This is a genomic window from Aeromonas sp. TW 6 (assembly GCF_013168745.1).
In the GTDB taxonomy this organism is placed as follows: Bacteria; Pseudomonadota; Gammaproteobacteria; order Enterobacterales; family Aeromonadaceae; genus Aeromonas; species Aeromonas caviae.
Genome location: NZ_JABERS010000003.1, coordinates 1 through 18,104, shown reverse-complemented (window position 1 = coordinate 18,104; position 18,104 = coordinate 1). Strand labels below are relative to the sequence as shown.

The window sequence follows — 18,104 nt, the reverse complement described above, 5'->3', positions numbered from 1 at the left end:
TGGCCTTTTTGCATCATCTCTCTTCAGGTGCCCCATGGCGTCACATTGGGCGGCAGATTGAGCGGGTGTTTAACCGAAGGCCAGCCAGACCCCGACAAACAGCATGAGAGAGCCCGCGATCCGGTTCATCAGAGTGACATTGCCGCTCTTGGCGAGGAAATGGCGCAAGGTGCGGCCACCGCTGGCATAGAGCATCAGGCAGGAGAACTCGATGACCAGGATGAGCGCGACCAGGGCCCCTATCTGGGGTGCCATCGGCTTGGCCGCATTGATGAAGGGGGGCAGCAGGGAGACCATGAAAGCCCACCCCTTGGGGTTGGCGATGGCGGTCACGAAACCCTGCACGGCCAGTCCCATGGGGCTGGTCTGCTGGCCCGCCGAGAGATCCGCCGGGATGGCCATCTTGCCCTTGGCCTGCCACATCTGGATGCCAAGCCAGACCAGGTAGGCGCCACCTACATATTTGAATGCAGAGAACAGGGCCGGGTAGTTGAGCATGACTGCCGCCACCCCGACTACCGACAACACGGAGACCAGGCCGACGCCGACAAGCTCCCCCCACATCATGTGCAGGGTACGGCGCACCCCCAGACTCATGCCCAGGGTCATCGCCAGGGTCATGCACATACCGGGGGTTACTGAGACAAAAAAGAACGTGGGAATAAAGAGCGCCAAGATGGCGGGATCAATCCAGTCGGACACACTACACCTCCAGGGTAACAAGCAGACGATCTTGCCTATCACACTCTTTTAACACAAGAAAAACCTTTTCATTCAGCAAGAAGTCAGCATTAAAAACCCTGTGACAAGGATTGTCGCGCCTGTGTAAGATGCCGCCTCACTCCTCTTTCGGGTTAGGATCTTTCATGTCATTGAATAATCTGTCCATTCGTCTTCAAGTGCTTATCCCTCTCCTGCTCGCCAGCCTGTTGATGCTGCTGATGGCCGTGATCAGCAAACAGGAAATCGACGGTGCCATTCAGGACATGAATGAAACCACCGCCAGCGTCACCCGCCACAAGGACGACATTGCGGCCCTGATCCACGCCACCTACCGGCTGCGCACCAACGCCATCTACGGCCTGTACGATGAGGCCCTCTTCGCCCAGTTGCCGGCCCAGCTCTCCGCCGCCGAACAGGAGATTGGCGCCATCCTGACCAGACTGGTTGTCACCGGTGCCGAGCAGGACAACCGTCAGGTCGCGGCCGCCCTGCTGGCCTACCTCGGCCATACCCGCAGCAGCATGCTGCCCCTGCTGACCGCCAAGTACCAAGGCAGTGGCGATCCCGCCGCCTATGAGCAGGCCCGCCTGCACTTTCGCGATCTGGGGGAGGCGCTCATCAAGCAGATCGATGCCATGTCCATCCACATCAATCAGCTGACCCAGACTGAGATTGCCGAGGAGCAGGCCCACTACCGCGCGACCCTGCTGCGCACCCTGCTGCTGATGGGGGGCACCCTGATCGCGGCCCTGCTGGGTGGCTGGTGGATCTCCGGGCGCATCGTGCAGCCCATCGGCCAGTTGCAGGAGGTGATGCACGCCGTCGCCCTCGGCCGCTTCAACGTGCGTGCCAATGCCGAAGGCAACAACGAGCTGGGCCAGCTCGCCAGGGATATCAACCGGACCCTGAGCCAGCTTGCCAACACCATCCAGACCCTGACCGGCATCAGTGGCAATGTGGCCTCCGCCGCCACCGAGCTTGCCGCTGTGATGACCCAGGCAGAGGTCAACGCCCAGCAGCAGCGCGGTGAGACCGAACAGGTGGCCTCCGCCGTCACCGAGCTGGCCAGCACCGCCGACAACGTCAACCACAACGCCGCCCTGGCCGACGAGCTGGCCCGGGATGCCAACAGTCGGGTCGAGCAGGGGCTGGCCCTGTTTGCCGAAAGCATCGAGGCCAACGGCCGCATGGCGGGCAGTCTGGAGAACGCCGCGACTGTGGTGGCCAAGCTCAAGTCCCAGTCCGAGCAGATCGGCAAGGTGATCGAAGTCATTCAGAGCATTTCGGAGCAGACCAACCTGCTGGCCCTCAACGCCGCCATCGAGGCGGCCCGCGCCGGTGAAAGCGGCCGCGGCTTTGCGGTGGTGGCCGACGAAGTGCGCCTGCTGGCCGCCCGTACCCAGGACTCCACCAAGGAGATCCAGGCCATCATCGAACAGTTGCAGAGCCAGTCCCTCTCCGCCAACAGCGGCGTGCAGCAGACCCTGGAGATCCTCGGCCACAACCAGCAGCTCTCCGCCGAGGTACAGGCCTTGCTGGGGGGCATCACGGACGCGGTCAACCAGATCAACGGTGCCAACGCCCAGGTGGCGACCGCGGCAGAACAACAATCCTGCGTCACCGCCGACATCAGCCGCAACCTCACCAACATCCACGAGATCGTGAACCAGAACGCCGCCGGCATCAGCCAGAGTGCCGCCGCCAGTCACGAACTGTCACAGCTCGCCGAGCAGCAGCGCAGGCAGCTCGCCCAGTTCCAGCTCTGATCCCGAGAGGGTCTCTTCGATACCGCGGGGCCCGGCGCTGGCCCCGCACTTGCCCCTCCCCCTTCACGCCTCCTGTTTAAAACGGGTTTTTGCCATCAAGGTGTCATTGGGGGCTGGGCTGCATTCGCAAATGTGGGTATGGTAGAGGCACGTCACTCCCCCTCATCGAGAGATCATCATGAGCCTGAAGTTCAAGAAACCCGCTTTTATCACGCTCGGCCTCATCGCCCTGCTCTCCGCACTCTGGCTCGATTTCTATCTGCCGGAACACACCATCGCCACCATCACCGGGGTGGAGGTGAAGCGCACCGACAAGGATGGCCCCATCAGCCAGAAGAACCCGGCTGACGGCCCCACCACCGACGTCTATTACATCTACACCGAGCGCCCCGGCGAGAAGATCCGGGTGTTTCGCAATGAAGACACCGAATGGGGCTGGCCCTTCTACTTCAAGTTCAACGCCGCCGACGTCCAGGCCAAGGCCAAGTCCATGGAGTTCGAAAAACGCCTGGCCATCATCACCTCCTACGGCTGGCGCGTGAACATGTTCTCCATGTTCCCCAACGTCACCAAGATCGCGAGCACCGAGCCCGATGCCTCCACCTGGAGCTTCTTCCGCTGGTTCTGGTTCGGTGTCTGGGCCCTGGTGATGGGCAAGGCGGCCATCGCCACCTGGCGCTACTTCGATCGCCTCGAGGACGAGATATGAGCGAGCCGAGTAAGACCCGCACCAGCTTCTATCGCCGGCTCTACGTGGCTCACCTCATCAGTCAGGGCACGGACACCGTGCCCGCCATCATGGAGGCGACCGGCATGCCGCGCCGCACCGCCCAGGACACCCTCAGCGCCCTGGCGGAGCTCGACATCCAGTGCGCCTTCGAGCAGACCGAGGGGGCTCGCCATCTGCAGGGGCACTACCGCATCAGCGACTGGGGGCCCATCAATCCGGCCTGGATTGCTGCGCAGCTTCCCGTCATCAGGCAGACCCTGGGGTATCCCTGACACCCCGGACCCGGGTCTGCTCCCATAGAGAAGGGGCCAGCCTTGCGGCTGGCCCCTTTCTTGTCTGGCCTGATATCCCGTTGCCCTCCCCCGGGCTCACTCCCCTTCGCCGAAAGACTCTTCCGGCAGCGGCTCCGCCGACTCACCCCGGGTGCAGTCGATGATGGAGCGCTTGGGATTGTTGGGGTCGCGCAGCAACAGGGGGGCCATCCCCTCGTCATGCAGCTGCTCGTCGGAAAATTCGCTGCCATAGGCGTTATGTGTCAGCCTGCGGGCATTGGCGATGGGGGTATCCACGAAGAGGGCATGTACCTCGAAGGTGGAGGCCGGCACCAGGAAACCGACGATGGGCAGGCCGTGCAACTCCTGATGGACCTTGTACCAGGCAAAGCCCTCGCTCACCTTGTCAGGGGTATACATGGCGAGCTGCGGATTGGCCGGGCGCCCGGTCTCGATGTCGAGATGAAGGGTGTCCAGCTCGCAGGTCGCCAGCCCCTGCCACATCTTCTCGAACGGGGTCGCGCAACCCGTCAGTTGCATGCATGTCAGCAGCGCCAACGTCCCTTTCCACATTCCCAACCCCTTATCCGATGTCCAGGATGTCAACCAAATGAGCGCAGTCGCTGCACCAGCAACTCGATGAAACCGACTCTGTCGAGCCCCAGCAGCACCAGGGCATTGGCCGGTTTGCCGGTCAGGTCGTAGCGATCCACCACCGTCATGCCCAGGGTATGGGTTCCGCCGGTTTCGATATCGACCCGGCACTCCACCCCGTGAAACAGGGAGGGCGCCAGCAGCCAGGCGATGGTACAGGGGTCATGGAGCGGCGCGCCAGCAAATCCCCACTTGGGATCCCGATGATAGATCATGAAAAAGTCGAGCAGCTGTGCCACGCACTGCGCCACCGGGTTGGGAATGGCGCGTACCCGCTCGATATCCTCGTCCATCACCTGGGCCTCGTGGGTCACGTCCAGCCCGCACATGGTGATGGGCAGCCCCGACTTGAAGACCATATCGGCCGCTTCGGGATCCACATAAATATTGAATTCCGCCGCGGGGGTCCAGTTGCCCGCACCGGCGGCGCCCCCCATCAGCACGATGCGGGCGATCTTCTGCTTGAGATCGGGGTGGGCCGCCAGCAAGAGGGCAATGTTGGTGAGCGGCCCGGTCGGCACCAGGGTGACCGGCTCCGGGCTCTCGCGCAGACATCTTGCCATCAGTTCAAGGGCGCTCATCGCCCGGGGAGCAAAAGCGGGATCCGGCAGCTCTGGGCCGTCCAGCCCCGATTCGCCGTGGACGTTGTCGGCGATGATGAGTTCACGGGCCAGGGGCTTGGCAGCCCCCGCCGCCACCGGGATGTCGTCGCGGCCGAGCAGGGTCAGGATGCGCAGGGCATTGTTGAGGGTCTTGTCCGGGGTCTGGTTGCCCGCGCTGGTGGTGACCGCCAGCACCTTCAGCTCGGGGCTCGCCAGCGCCAGAATGAGGGCGATGGCATCATCGTGGCCAGGATCGCAATCGAGAATAACGGGCAACGCCATGGACAGACTCCTTACAACATGACAGGGAGCCATACATTAGCAAGAGATGGCCAGATGAACTCAGGAGGGAGTCACAAAACGCCTCAACCAACGAGATCAAGTACTTGGCGACAGGCCTTGGGAGCGGACATCCAGATTCGCCGCGCCGCCATCGTTCGGGTATGATCCCTCCCCCCTTCATCGTCCGGCTGCCCCATGTCCGTCATCGTCGACACCTTCATCGCCCCGCCCTGCGCCGCCGCCATAGAGATCCTGTTTGAGGATGCGCATCTGCTGCTCATCAACAAGCCGAGCGGCCTGCTGAGCCTCTCGGGCAAGAACCCGCAGAACCTCGATTCGGTCCATTACCGGCTGGTACAGGATTACCCCGGCTGCACCCTGGTGCACCGCCTCGACTTTGGCACCTCGGGCGTCATGGTGGTGGCCAGAAACAAGAGCATCAACGCCCTGCTCTGCCACCAGTTCAGCCAGCGCACCGTGAGCAAGGCTTACGAGGCACTGCTCTGCGGCCATCTGGCGGCGGATGAGGGCGTTATCGACGCATCCATCGCCAAGGATCCGGCGCTGTTCCCGCTGATGAGCATCTGCGCCGCCAGCGGCAAACCCGCCCGCTCACGCTATCGGGTGATGGAGCGGCTCACCCTGGAGGGGGCAGGCCAGCCGGTGCCATTGACCCGGGTCAGGCTGGTACCGGAAACCGGGCGCACCCACCAGCTGCGCATCCACAGCCAGTGGCTGGGCCACCCCATCCTGGGATGCGATCTCTATGGCGGCCTGCTCCCGCCCGGCTGCGAACGGGCCCCCAGACTGATGCTGCACGCCAGTGAACTCGGTTTTGTGCACCCGGTGAGCGGCGAGCCGATGCAAGTGCGCTGTCCAGCGCCGTTTTAGAGGCAATGGGTAGGAACAACAAGTGCAAGTGCGACGGGATCAGTGAAAGGCGTGACGGGAGAGGGAAAGCGGTAAACGGCGGATAAAGATAGGGGCCGCGCTTTCGCAACGGCCCCCACCCCCCACTCGGTACTCTTTGTTACAAAGAGGGCTATCAGATCAGCTTGCGGGCGGCGCCCAGCACGATCTTGATGGCATCAGATTCGGTTTTCGCCATGGTTTCGGCGTTCGGGATTTCCTGCTGGGTACGGTTCACGATGACACCGGCCACCATGCCCGCACGCAGGCCCTGGCTGGTACACATGGTCAGCAGGGTCGCGGACTCCATCTCGTAGTTCAGCACGCCCATGGCTTGCCACTCTTTCATGGAACCCTGGAAACGTTGTACCACGCGGCCGGATACGGTGTCGTAACGCTCCTGACCCGGGTAGAAGGTGTCGGAAGAAGCAGTGACGCCCACATGCAGCTTGGAGCCCAGCTCTTTGGCGGTGTTCACCAGCGCAGTGGTGCAGTCGAAGTCGGCCACTGCCGGGAACTCCATCGGCGCGAAGTGCAGGCTGGCACCGTCGAGGCGCACGGAGCCGGTGGTGACGATCACGTCGCCCACGTTCAGGTGCGGCTGGATGGCGCCGGTGGTGCCGATGCGCAGGAAGGTACGGATACCCAGCTGGGCCAGCTCTTCCACCGCGATGGAGGTGGACGGGCCACCGATACCGGTGGAGCAGATGATCACGGCCTTGCCGTCCATCTCGCCGCGCCAGGTGGTGAATTCACGATGGCTGGCCAGGTGCACCGGGTTGTCCAACAGCTCTGCGATGCGCTTCACGCGCTCGGGGTCACCGGGGACGATCGCCAGGGTGGCGCCTTGCAGATCCGCTTTTTTCAAACCCAAGTGAAATACATCAGACATAGTGGACTCCTGGTTGCGCCCCGCCGTATGGCAGCCGAGTGCAGTTAAGGTGATTCTTTACGGTACTTTCAAGCCGGTATCCCCTCATCCGGGGAGGCGCCAACTATGGTCGAAAGCGCTTTCCAATTCCTTGATGCGCCTCACACTTCTGCGCTTCAAAGCTGACAAAAATGGCGCGAAACGTTTGCTAAGATGATGAATTTCTTGAAAAACGTTTTTACGTTCCTTTTGCACTCCCATCCCTTGTCAAGCCTTGAGCGACCGTCCATTTAAAGAGCGCGATCGAGTCCACAAAGTTGCAAACGAGATACCATTGACCCCTTCTCATCCCCTCCGACGCTGTTATGTTGGCGCCCGCATACCACTTAATGGCTAATCATACGGAGTCCATCATGGCGACATTCAAGTTCTACATTCCCGCAATCAACCTGATGGGGGCGGGCTGCCTGCAGGAAGCGGCAGCGGATATCCAGGGACATGGCTATCGCAAGGCGCTCATCGTCACCGACAAGATCCTGGGCCAGATTGGCGTGGTGGGCCGGCTCGCCACCCTCCTGGCCGAGCACGGCATCGACGCAGTGGTGTTCGATGAGACCAGACCCAATCCCACCGTGGCCAACGTCGAGGCGGGTCTTGCGATGATCCGGGCCCACGGCTGTGACTGCGTCATTTCGCTCGGCGGCGGCTCACCCCACGACTGCGCCAAGGGCATCGCCCTGGTGGCCGCCAATGGGGGCAGCATCAAGGATTACGAGGGGGTGGATCGCTCCGCCAAGCCGCAGTTGCCGCTCATCGCCATCAATACCACGGCCGGTACCGCCTCCGAGATGACCCGTTTTTGCATCATTACCGACGAATCCCGTCAGGTGAAAATGGCCATTATCGACAAGCACGTCACGCCGCTGATGTCGGTCAACGACCCGGAACTGATGCTGGCCAAGCCCGCCGGCCTCACCGCCGCCACCGGCATGGATGCCCTGACCCACGCCATCGAGGCCTATGTCTCCACCGCCGCTACCCCGGTCACCGATGCCAGCGCCGTGATGGCCATCGCACTGATTGCCGAACACCTTCGCACCGCCGTGCATCAGGGGGAGGATCTCCATGCCCGTGAGCAGATGGCCTATGCCCAGTTCCTGGCCGGCATGGCCTTCAACAACGCAAGCCTGGGTTATGTGCACGCCATGGCTCACCAGCTCGGGGGCTTCTACGACCTGCCCCACGGGGTGTGCAATGCGGTGCTGCTGCCCCATGTCCAGGCCTATAACGCCCGGGTGTGCGCCGGTCGGCTCAAGGATGTGGCCCGTCATATGGGGGTGGATGTGAGTGCCATGAGCGATGAGCAGGGTGCGGCGGCAGCCATTGACGCCATCCGGCAACTGGCTCGCGACGTCAAGATCCCCGCCGGTCTGGAGCAGCTCGGGGTCAGGGCCGACGACCTAGACGTGCTGGCCACCAATGCGCTCAAGGATGCCTGTGGTCTCACCAACCCCAGGCAGGCGACTCACGCGGAGATCGTCGCCATCTTCCGCGCCGCCATGTAAGGGGGCAAGATCTGCCAGGGCCGCCACGCGGCCCTTTTTATTGGCTGATGGATCAATGGCTTTTTACTTCCGCACGGGGAGTGGGTATGATTTGCCGAGCTAAAAAGACTGTATGGATGATCTGAACCCGATATGCGGATGAAACACCTGATTGCCGCGGCCCTGACCGCCCTCACCCTGTCCGGTTGCAGCCTGGTCTATCGCATCGATATTCCCCAGGGCAACTATGTGGAACAAAAGCAGGTCGACAAGCTGCGCCAGGGCATGACCCGCGAACAGGTCGAGTTCGTGCTGGGTTCTCCCATGTTGCGCGACAGCTTTGACCCCAACACCTGGTACTACCTCTATGAGTTCCAGCCCGGTCGGGGCGACAAGGAGCGCAAGGAGCTGACCCTCAACTTCGTGGGTGACAGACTGGCCACCGTGACCGGTGATTTCCCTCTCCCTGCCGCCTTCACCACACCGCTCTAGATGACATCACAAAACCGGCTTCTGCCGGTTTTGTTCTCTCTGGCCCCGGTGATGTCGCCGGGCCACACTCTGGATGCCTCATTGCCCCGAGGAGATCATCATGAGTCGATTCCTGATTGCCGGCGCCACCGGTCTGATTGGCAAAGCCTTGCTGCGCGAGCTGGGAACGGAACACGACCTCCTCCTGCTCTGCCGCAAACCGGGCGACCCCGCTCCGGGACGCACCTGGGTGCCCACCTCGTTCGACGCGCTGGACAGATTGACGCTGCCCTCCCCTGTGGACATTGCCTTCTGCTGCCTTGGCACCACCCGCAAGGATGCCGGCTCGGCCGAGGCATTTCGCCGGGTCGATCTCGACTATGTGCTGGCCTTTGCCGCGCTCGCCCGTCGCCACGGCTGCGGCCGCCTGCTGGTGGTCTCCAGTCTGGGCGCCAACCCGGGTTCCCCTGCCCTCTATCCCCGCACCAAGGGCGAGATGGAGCAGGCCCTGCTGGCCCAGGAGTGGCAGCGGCTCGTCATCCTGCGCCCGGCCATGCTGCTCGGCCATCGCGAACCTGCGCGTCGTTCGGAGCAGATCATCCAGGCCATCTATCCGCTGGTAAAGCCCCTGCTGCGCGGGTCGCTGCGCCGCTGGCGTGCCATCGAGGCCAGTCAGGTGGCGCACGCCATGGTGCGCCTTGCCATCCAGGAGAGCGGGATAGAGACGGTGGAAAACGAGCGCCTGCTCACCCTGTGATGCCCCGTGCCGGGCGAGACGATCACAAAGGGGCGCCACGGCGCCCCTTTGTCACAACCCATCACCCGTCAGGTGCCGGCATCGTCTCGCTTGCGGTGCACATCGGGCCGCCCGCCGGTGACCACATCGGCGCGCCCCTCTTCCTTGGCTTTTTCCGCACGCTTCTTGCGCATCTCCTTGGGATCGGCGATGAGAGGGCGGTAGATCTCGATGCGATCCCCCTCCTGCACCGACTCTGTGCCCTTCACCGGACGGCTGTAGATACCGAACTTGTTGACCGACAGGTCGATCTCCGGGTGCTTTTGCAGGATGCCGGACTGTTCGATGGCCGCCAGCACGCTGGTCTCGGGCGCGACCCGGATGCACAGCACCGTCTGCCGCTCGGGCAGGGCATAGGCCACTTCGATATTGAGGAGCTCAGACACCGTAAACCACCTTGGCACGATTGGAGAAGGCAAGCACCATGGAGCTCACCAGCTCGCGGAAGATCTGGCCAAAGGCCAGCTCAATGAGCTTGGAGGTGAACTCGAAGTCGAGATCAAACTCCACCTTGCAGGCATCCACGTCCAGGGGCGTGAAGGTCCACCATCCCGCCAGCTTGCTGAAAGGCCCCTCCACCAGCTCCATCTTGATGGTGCGATTGGCATCGAGCTGGTTGCGCGTGGTAAAGGTCTTGGCGATACCCGCCTTGGCCACATCGACCGAGGCCATCATGTAGTCTTCACCCGACTCGTGAACACGGCTGCCGACACAGCCGGGCAGGAACTCAGGATAGGCATCAACATCATTGACCAGCCGGAACATCTGTTCCGCGCTGAACATCACCAGGGCACTGCGAGTAATACGGGGCATGGGTTTTCCTCATCCAATCGGCCCGATTTTATCACCTTGTCAGCCAAAATCACCGCCGAAACTGTTCGCGGGTCACCAAGCAGGGCAATCGCACACTTTCCGGACAGTGTGGTCCGCTCTCGCCCCGCCCTTCCCTCAAAATCGTCATCGAACTGCTCACAAAGCCGCCACTCGGAGCGCTGTGCGTTTTACAGCCGCCGCCACCCACGTATAATGCGCCTTCCTAAACATTGCCTAAGGCCCCCGTCATGAGCAAAAAGAACAGTAAAAACAAAGCCGGGTCCAGCACCATTGCACTCAACAGAACCGCCCGTCACGAGTACTTCATCGAAGAGCGCGTGGAAGCCGGCCTGTCCCTGCAAGGGTGGGAAGTGAAGTCCCTGCGGGCGGGCAAGGCCAACATCAGCGAAGCCTATGTCATCTTCATGCAGGGAGAAGCCTTCCTGTTCGGCTCCAGCTTCCTGCCGCTGAACGCCGCCTCCAGCCACGTGGTATGCGATCCGACCCGCACCCGCAAATTGCTGCTCAGTCGCCGTGAACTCGACAAGCTCGAGAGCCTGACCGCTCGTCAGGGCTACACCATAGTGCCGCTGGCCCTCTACTGGAAAGCGTGCTGGGTCAAGGTCGAGATCGGCCTGGTGAAGGGCAAGAAAGAGCACGACAAGCGGGAAGACACCAAGGCACGGGAATGGGACCGTGAGAAGGCCCGCATCATGAAGAACAAGCACCGCGGTTGATCGTGCGCCGCCGGCCCCCATGCGGCGACCAATAAACCAGCAATCGACCGGCCAAGGCCGGTCGATTGCCATCAACGCCTTGCCATGACAGGATTTTTGCGTACAATCCCTTTTGACAACTTGGGGCTGATTCTGGATTCGACAAGATTCACGAAACCCAAGGTGCATGCCGAGGTGCGGTAGGCCTCGTTAATAAACCGCAAAAAAATAGTCGCAAACGACGAAAACTACGCACTCGCAGCTTAATAACCTGCGCTGAGCCCTTCTCCCCTAGCTTGCCTGTGTCCTAGGGAAATGGAAGGTCATCCTTCACAGGATCGTGTGGAAGTCCTGCTCGGGGCGGAAGCATTAAAACCAATCGAGCTAGTCAATGCGTGGCGTGTCTCTCCGCAGCGTGTTGGCGAATGTAAAGAGTGACTAAGCATGTAGTACCGAGGATGTAGTAATTTTGGACGGGGGTTCAAATCCCCCCAGCTCCACCAAATACCGGTCCAACAGTGACCAACGAAGTCCAAGAAACCCGCATAGCATAAGGCTTTGCGGGTTTTTTGTTGTCTTATGCTGTCCAATGGGGTGCGTTGCCATCCAGCCCTTTTAGGCATATCGTTAGGCATATCGTTTTGTATGCCTTCCGGAGCGTATGCCTATGCCTCGTATCACCCGTCCCTTATCCCCAACCGAGATCAAAGCAGCCAAGCCCAAAGAGAAGGAATACACCCTCTGCGACGGGGCTGGTCTGGAGCTCGTCATCAAGCCCAATGGCTCCAAGTTGTGGCGCCTGCGTTACTACCGCCCCCTAACTAAACAGAGAAACATGATCAGCTTTGGCTCCTGGCCGGAGATGTCGTTGGCTGAAGCGAGAGAGAAACGCTCCGAAGCCAAAACGTTGCTGCAACAAAACATCGATCCCCAACACCATCGTGATGAGCAGGCATCCGCTGCGTTATCACAGAGCGAGCACACCTTTGAAGCCGTCGCCAAGCGCTGGTTTGATGTTAAGCGCCCTTCCGTCACCCCGGCATATGCCGAGGATCTCTGGCGTTCGCTCGAAATGTATCTGTTTCCGGAGATCGGTACTGTGCCCGTGATGGAGATAAAGGCGCAGCGGACAATCAAGATCATCGAGCCCATCGCCGCCGCCGGAAAACTTGAAACCGTGCGTCGCCTCACCCAGCGAGTGAACGAGATCATGACCTTTGCCGTTAACTCCGGCCTGATCGATGCTAACCCTTGCTCGGGGATCAGCAAGGTGTTTCAGCGGCCAGCCAAGCAACACATGCCCAGCATTAACCCCAACCAGCTACCAGAACTGATGAACCGGCTTTCCAAAGCAAGCATCAATTTGCAGACCCGCTGTCTCATCGAATGGAGCCTGCATACCTTGGCTCGCCCCAGCGAAGCAGCCGGAGCCCGGTGGGCAGAGATCGATATGGAAAAGAAACTCTGGCGGATTCCACCAGAGAGGATGAAGAAGCGCAGAGGTCATGACGTACCCTTGACGCCACAGACACTTGCCTATCTGGACCTCATGCGACCGATCAGCGGCCATCGTGAGTTCATCTTCCCTGGTATCCGTAACCCCAAAACGCACACCAACGAGCAAACGGCTAATGCAGCCTTGAAACGAATGGGATATGAAGGGACCTTGGTCGCTCACGGCCTGCGAGCCTTGGGCAGCACGACCCTTAACGAGAGAGGATTTGATCGAGACGTTATAGAATCTGCCTTAGCGCACTCTGACAAAGACGAAGTGCGTAGTGCATACAACCGCACTGATTATCTGGACCGCCGCCGGGAAATGATGGTCTGGTGGTCAGAGCATATTGATGCAGCAGCGAAAACGGGCTCTGCACTGACTTGGCTGCCGTCCACAAAAGCAGGATAACTGTCAGATAAAGTCTGAACTTGTACAAGTAAAACACCGGTTTAAGGCCGGTGTCAGGTAATCTAATTCAGTGCCGCCTTCACACGCGGTCTGCCTCGTGCAGTGTCGTGCTTGGGCAAGTTGCCTTTGAAAAAGGTACGGTGCTTTTTGAGTTTCAGCCTCGCGGCTGACTCTGATTTGGTCAGATAAGCAAGCGCTTTTTGTAAATAGCACCGTTTCGTCTTGTCGGCATGCCCCACCATGCCAATCCCGCACTCCCGGTATTCAGCCTTTTTCTGATTGCAATTATGCCCTCTGCCTCGATTGCCCGTGATACGCAACCATTCCTTAATGATGGCATCTGCATAGTAAACATCACGCTGGACATGAGCACCGTTCATAAAAACTGCCAGGTGAAAATGAAAGCCTGTTAGAGGTGCAAATTCCAAACGACAAGCATACCCCACCCAATTAGCAGCTAATGCCCCCTTACGACGGGTTTTAAACAGCGCTTTTTTGTGCTTGATGATCTCCTCAATAGAAAGCGAGTCCAAGAACTCCGTTTTGTAGTACAAATCGACCCGTAGAACGAGGAGACGAGCATAGCGCCCAAACAGCCGATTCACGTAGCGATGCAGTGATGCTGTATTCTTCTGCGCTCCCTTCATGAAGGTATGGCACTTTCCCTGCATAGTTTCAGACTTCAATTCCGATATCAACTGTTGATACCTGAATTTCAGATTGACCTGCGCATCTTGGCTGGTGCCACCGTCCATGATCATCTCATGAAGTTGATGCTTGACGACGAAATTGCACAAGCAAGCCAACTTGGGATGCAAATTAAAAAATTCCTGATGCTTGTATACCTGCATAGCAAGCGTGACTATATCTGATAGTTCTCTCCCCTCCTTAGTTAGAGGGTAAATCCACCCCAGAATTTCAGCTGAAAATAGAGCAGGGTGGGCATCCATCTGTTCCAGTTTGTCGATGAATTTGAATAGCGCCTGATAATGAATAGATTGAACAAGCATTTCACGCAACGCTCTTGTTATTGGAATTGCATTATTCATACGCAATGCTTTGCTTGGTTCTTTCTGTATAGGGATAGCATCAATATCGATACTATTACGAACATACTTAGGCATATTTACCCCTTCATTTAATCCTTGGTTTTGGTGGAGTGTAAGGACATGTGATCATGTCCTACTCGTACATCTGGTTACAGGCTTCATCCTGTTGATTACGCCTGTACTCTGATCCATCATTGTCGACTGTGAGTCTGAATGATTGGATAACCAGTTAGGTGGTTATTTATTATTCTGTTAAATACTGAGTTAGACGAACTATAAATAACATTAAAAACCAATATTAATGACTCGATGGCACGAAATATTTTTGAGGAAAAGGTTCGAACACATCTTAGTTTAACCAGTGCAAATGCTCTGTAAGAGTTATTTTTTATTTGTATAGTTAGTGTCTATTACCCCCCTTCTCTGCACTCACGCTATCATCTAACCAAGAGTGGGTTTTGTGAGTCACTGTTAGCTATGTAGACGCTTAACATTATCTCCGTTGGCTATAAATATGCTTATTGCTATATAAGCGCCTTTATAGCTACACATGAAATGTGTCAGATGCTACGTATTAAAGCACCAGCAGTTACACAAGTGCCCGTCTTTGCCCTGGCAGGTAATAGTTGACATAACTCGTGCCATTAAATTGGTGCTGGGTCACTGCCATGCGATTAACAAGTGCATTCAGTGCTCGCTCCAATTTTACTTTATTCCGGATGCAATTCGGACCAAATTTGCGGATATCATTCTTCTTGAATGCACCATTCTGGCTGCGATGCAGATTGATTTCCAGCCAACGTTCTAGTTCATTCGCCTCGCGAATATCGTTCGGAACTGTACGTTCTTTAAATTGTTGGATGAAATGCTGGAAGTACCAGTTAACAATAACTATTGCTGCATGCATGCTCACGTCAGAGATGACTGGACTACGTTTAGTAAAGCAGTGCAAGACTGCGGCAATTCTTGAAGCATGCTCCATGAATTTAGAAGCAAAGTCCCGGTACTCACGCCATTCTCCGAAGGGACCAATGTTGTTCTCAACGTAATTTGATGCTTCGAACCAGCGCGCACGGGCTTCTGGCGACAGTGTTAAGCACATTCTGGGCTTACCCAATTCACGGTGCATCTGAGATGCCTTAAGCAGTTTTTCTACCGTTTGGTAGAAGTCGTTCAAAGAGGTGGCATTGACATCTCCTGGCGACAACTCATCACAGAAAAATCGTGATCCCTGGGTTGAGTGGGGCTCAGACAACAAACAGCGAGCGAAAAACCCAGACTCGCGAGCCTGCTCGCCTTGACGATCAAGAAACCGTTCAAAGAGCGGCCCCTGAACCATCAGGGAAAGGCTAAATCGGTAATCACCGATCGTTGTCGCTCCCTGAGTCGATACTCGCATAGCCGAAATTGGTTTTGCCCCCCACAAAGAGTTCAGTACAGAGGTCTCGCGCATGAAATCACTGGCAAAAAGATGTGCGGACTCATCCGAGAAGACACCAATGGTGTGACCATAGGCGCTAATGGCATGTTTGATGGCTGCACTCGTCACATCATTCAGAAGCCACTTCTTATTCGATGGAAGTGAAGGCTTTGCCGCCTCCACATCTCTTAATGCCTGTTTTTCAGACGAGGCATCTCCTTTCGCCAGAATGGCTTTATGCAACGCCTTCTTACATGCCTTTTGCTCTTCTTCCCAGACACTGAGCTCGATGGTGTATTGTTCATACGCATCACGATATTGCTGTTCTGCTAATAGTTCCAGTTTACGAAAAGGCTTCATCACCAGCTCGTCAACCGCTGTTTTTCGTTCGCCCGAGTCAGCCTTGGTAATAATAAACAGGGAGACTGGGTGAATAAGGTCTGCTTTAGGACTGACATCCACCAGATCTTGGCAAGCCAGTCCCATCGCACTGAGTACGGATGAGGCAATCAAACCAAGGGGCGCTTGAGTCTGCTGTTGGATCTGACGCATGACGTCTTGCAGCTGTTCATCGAGTACATGAACAGGAAATTCTCCAATCAGATTGAGCTTGATGGGGGTTGCGTACATTTTAAGATCTCCTTCGTTAATACAGGGGGAAACTACTGGATGCGTGAGGTAAGCCACTGATGTACTGATGACAGCAACCACCCCACTGAACTACTTCCCAAGCGCAACGGCTTGGGAAAGTCGGGGTCATAGGACTTGGATTTGGGGTTAAGTTTGTTGTAGATGGTCGAACGTGAAAGCCCCAGGATGCGAGCTAGCTCCTTGATGCGCACAACTCGATGTAACGTCTCACGGTCCCAGTAGTGACCATCTTCTTGCAAGTTCATGATTCATCTCCGCTTTGGTTTGGACTGAGGGCAGACTAACTCCTCCTGAAAAATGAAAACGCCGAAAATGTGCAGAGATATGGCTAAAAGCTGGAGAGCCTTTCAAACTCCTCGACAAGAAATTCTGTATAGGAACAGGCCATGGTATGGTTGACCCGTAGCGCGGCTTGCTTTTCTCTTTGCAGACTGGACGAAAGTAAAGAAGCGGAAAAAAATTACAAACACAGTACATATGCAGAGGTTTAAACAAGGTGTCACAACCAACAACAGATAAGCTAAGACTAAATAGCCATAGCCTTGATGAGTTCGTTACATTTATGTATGACGCTTTTGGATTGAGGGATGGCCGCCAACATCAGCTTCAAGAATTAAAGAGCATTGATGCCCTTTCCGATATGGTCGAAAAAATGACCAGAGGCCTTGCTAAGCATCTTGTGAACAATAATGGGAAAAGCACCGATCAGCTCATGCTGTTAGATAGGCTAAAAGTCATGTTTGATTTCATGAACCAAATGTTGCTACATTTCAATAAAGCTGAAATGTTTTCTGACTTATCAAGATCTCAGCTATATATGTATTTTCTTCGTGATGTTCAATTGCCATTCATGAGACAAGCAATCGCACTTATCATCGATAAAAATAAACCCATTTTCTACTCACCATCGGATAAAGATGAGTTTCGTGCAGATAGCTTGATGACTCATCTGTTGTACATGCTGACTCCTGAATATCTGCAACACGCAGAAGAGAATATTAACTCATGGATGTGCAGACAAAAGTCATTCCTCATCCATGGCGTTGGTACAACCTTTAAAAAAACTCTCCGGGGGTATAAGGGAAAGACGTCCATCATCAGTCTTCACACTATCGATAAAGTCTGCCAGGAATTTCACGAGGATAATATTTCTGTTTCCTCTAAGAAATTCCCCACAATAGATGAGCTAAAATCATTTTGGTATGGGGCAAGAGTCGCATTATTTCTTTCTAGAAAAATTGATTTTTCAACTAACCCTATGGAAACTCTTGAAGACCTGAAAGACGACTGCCTTTCTTTGTTTAAATGTTTATTACACTCTGAAACACCATATCTTACTTCAGATACACTGATGGGATTTTTTGACAAAGTTGTTATACGAATAGCTAAATCCTCTTTAACAAGAGATGAGCTTGACGTGGTGCTTAATACTATCTCAGAACAATCAAGATATAATCTCATGCCTCCACAAGGTAAAATAAACAAACCCATTATCCAATTTTGTTACGACTTCAATGCTGTTATCTCGTTGATTGCCAAAGGCGAGTTCATGTACAGGATCTTTAGCGCCAACCAATTGAAATAGATATAAAAAAGGCTTCGTTTGTGATCTAATTTTATCGCCAAACAAAATCAACACGCGCGAAGCCTATGACCATTATTAATGCTAATCACTATCTGGAGCAACTCCTGGCTCCCGCCGCCAGGGCCGACGCATGATCATTCTCTGCACAAGTTGATCAAGTCTCGATCAGTTGAACGGCTCCAAGTACGATTTTAATTGTACCTTGCGTTGCCAAGCTGTAAATAGTCGAGATCTTAACCAACTGTTTATTATTATGGCCCAGAAGTCTTTGCTCGACTACCTTGAATCAATCCCAGACCCACGCAATCAGGCCAAGTGCTCACATATCTTGTCAGAGGTTGTTT

Annotated in this window: 19 protein-coding genes and 1 other RNA gene; 11 read left to right on the top strand and 9 right to left on the bottom strand. The window is 56.3% G+C overall.

All coding sequences use genetic code 11. From position 1 onward, the window contains the following. Positions 1–69: 69 nt before the first annotated feature. Positions 70–702, bottom strand: a complete 633-nt coding sequence (locus HKD46_RS01905; RefSeq protein WP_039039878.1) for a LysE family translocator — start codon at positions 700–702, stop codon at positions 70–72. Positions 703–866: 164 nt separating this feature from the next. Between HKD46_RS01905 and HKD46_RS01900 the strand changes: the two genes are divergently transcribed. The 3 genes from HKD46_RS01900 (at position 867) to HKD46_RS01890 (ending at position 3,491) form a co-directional block, all read left to right on the top strand. Then, positions 867–2,489 carry a methyl-accepting chemotaxis protein gene (locus HKD46_RS01900; RefSeq protein ID WP_102948163.1) on the top strand — a complete coding sequence of 541 codons (1,623 nt, stop codon included), beginning with the start codon at positions 867–869 and terminating at the stop codon, positions 2,487–2,489. 178 nt (positions 2,490–2,667) lie between these two features. Next, the gene (locus HKD46_RS01895; protein WP_039039880.1) at positions 2,668–3,198 is read left to right on the top strand and encodes a DUF1523 family protein; all 531 of its coding nucleotides are present in this window, start codon (positions 2,668–2,670) and stop codon (positions 3,196–3,198) included. After that, on the top strand, positions 3,195–3,491 hold the full coding sequence (locus HKD46_RS01890; RefSeq protein ID WP_039039881.1) for a helix-turn-helix domain-containing protein: 297 nt from the start codon (positions 3,195–3,197) through the stop codon (positions 3,489–3,491). Before HKD46_RS01895 ends, HKD46_RS01890 begins: the two co-directional genes overlap by 4 nt. Before the next feature lie 96 nt (positions 3,492–3,587). Here the strand turns inward: HKD46_RS01890 and HKD46_RS01885 are convergent, their stop codons facing one another. After that, positions 3,588–4,064: a hypothetical protein gene (locus tag HKD46_RS01885; protein ID WP_171864845.1), complete on the bottom strand. Its 477-nt coding sequence runs from the start codon at positions 4,062–4,064 to the stop codon at positions 3,588–3,590. Between the two features lie 29 nt (positions 4,065–4,093). Beyond that, on the bottom strand, positions 4,094–5,029 hold the full coding sequence (gene rihA, locus HKD46_RS01880; protein ID WP_171864844.1) for a pyrimidine-specific ribonucleoside hydrolase RihA: 936 nt from the start codon (positions 5,027–5,029) through the stop codon (positions 4,094–4,096). A gap of 195 nt (positions 5,030–5,224) precedes the next feature. Here rihA and HKD46_RS01875 point away from each other — a divergent pair, with 195 nt between their 5' ends. Beyond that, entirely contained in the window at positions 5,225–5,920 is a 696-nt protein-coding gene (locus HKD46_RS01875; protein WP_171864843.1) for an RluA family pseudouridine synthase, read from the top strand. Positions 5,921–6,074: 154 nt separating this feature from the next. Here HKD46_RS01875 and udp read toward each other — a convergent pair whose 3' ends face one another. Beyond that, entirely contained in the window at positions 6,075–6,830 is a 756-nt protein-coding gene (gene udp / locus HKD46_RS01870) for a uridine phosphorylase (protein WP_010674037.1), read from the bottom strand. Positions 6,831–7,222: 392 nt separating this feature from the next. Here udp and yiaY point away from each other — a divergent pair, with 392 nt between their 5' ends. The 3 genes from yiaY (at position 7,223) to HKD46_RS01855 (ending at position 9,581) form a co-directional block, all read left to right on the top strand. Next, on the top strand, positions 7,223–8,374 hold the full coding sequence (gene yiaY / locus HKD46_RS01865; protein WP_171864842.1) for an L-threonine dehydrogenase: 1,152 nt from the start codon (positions 7,223–7,225) through the stop codon (positions 8,372–8,374). A gap of 132 nt (positions 8,375–8,506) precedes the next feature. Continuing rightward, positions 8,507–8,845: an outer membrane protein assembly factor BamE gene (locus HKD46_RS01860; protein ID WP_029314185.1), complete on the top strand. Its 339-nt coding sequence runs from the start codon at positions 8,507–8,509 to the stop codon at positions 8,843–8,845. 100 nt (positions 8,846–8,945) lie between these two features. Then, complete coding sequence (locus tag HKD46_RS01855; protein ID WP_171864841.1) at positions 8,946–9,581, top strand: NAD-dependent epimerase/dehydratase family protein; 636 nt, start codon at positions 8,946–8,948, stop codon at positions 9,579–9,581. 68 nt (positions 9,582–9,649) lie between these two features. Here the strand turns inward: HKD46_RS01855 and HKD46_RS01850 are convergent, their stop codons facing one another. Then, complete coding sequence (locus tag HKD46_RS01850) at positions 9,650–10,006, bottom strand: RnfH family protein (RefSeq protein ID WP_039039886.1); 357 nt, start codon at positions 10,004–10,006, stop codon at positions 9,650–9,652. After that, a complete protein-coding gene (locus HKD46_RS01845; RefSeq protein WP_010673974.1) occupies positions 9,999–10,433 on the bottom strand; it encodes an SRPBCC family protein in 435 nt (144 codons plus the stop codon). Before HKD46_RS01845 ends, HKD46_RS01850 begins: the two co-directional genes overlap by 8 nt. A gap of 248 nt (positions 10,434–10,681) precedes the next feature. Here HKD46_RS01845 and smpB point away from each other — a divergent pair, with 248 nt between their 5' ends. The 3 genes from smpB to HKD46_RS01830 all read left to right on the top strand — a co-directional run bounded on the left by smpB (position 10,682) and on the right by HKD46_RS01830 (position 13,055). After that, the gene (gene smpB / locus HKD46_RS01840; protein ID WP_010673973.1) at positions 10,682–11,170 is read left to right on the top strand and encodes an SsrA-binding protein SmpB; all 489 of its coding nucleotides are present in this window, start codon (positions 10,682–10,684) and stop codon (positions 11,168–11,170) included. A 122-nt stretch (positions 11,171–11,292) separates the two neighbouring features. Next, positions 11,293–11,652, top strand: a transfer-messenger RNA (tmRNA) gene (gene ssrA, locus HKD46_RS01835). Between the two features lie 164 nt (positions 11,653–11,816). Then, positions 11,817–13,055, top strand: a complete 1,239-nt coding sequence (locus HKD46_RS01830) for an integrase domain-containing protein (RefSeq protein WP_124813480.1) — start codon at positions 11,817–11,819, stop codon at positions 13,053–13,055. A gap of 62 nt (positions 13,056–13,117) precedes the next feature. Here the strand turns inward: HKD46_RS01830 and HKD46_RS01825 are convergent, their stop codons facing one another. The 3 genes from HKD46_RS01825 to HKD46_RS01815 form a co-directional block, all read right to left on the bottom strand. Further along, positions 13,118–14,179: an inovirus-type Gp2 protein gene (locus tag HKD46_RS01825; RefSeq protein WP_163156106.1), complete on the bottom strand. Its 1,062-nt coding sequence runs from the start codon at positions 14,177–14,179 to the stop codon at positions 13,118–13,120. A 514-nt stretch (positions 14,180–14,693) separates the two neighbouring features. Next, a complete protein-coding gene (locus HKD46_RS01820; protein ID WP_163156108.1) occupies positions 14,694–16,154 on the bottom strand; it encodes a YfjI family protein in 1,461 nt (486 codons plus the stop codon). Between the two features lie 32 nt (positions 16,155–16,186). After that, entirely contained in the window at positions 16,187–16,420 is a 234-nt protein-coding gene (locus tag HKD46_RS01815; protein ID WP_080689276.1) for an AlpA family transcriptional regulator, read from the bottom strand. A gap of 251 nt (positions 16,421–16,671) precedes the next feature. Here HKD46_RS01815 and HKD46_RS01810 point away from each other — a divergent pair, with 251 nt between their 5' ends. Further along, positions 16,672–17,760 carry a hypothetical protein gene (locus HKD46_RS01810; protein ID WP_171864840.1) on the top strand — a complete coding sequence of 363 codons (1,089 nt, stop codon included), beginning with the start codon at positions 16,672–16,674 and terminating at the stop codon, positions 17,758–17,760. The last annotated feature ends 344 nt before the right edge of the window (positions 17,761–18,104 follow it).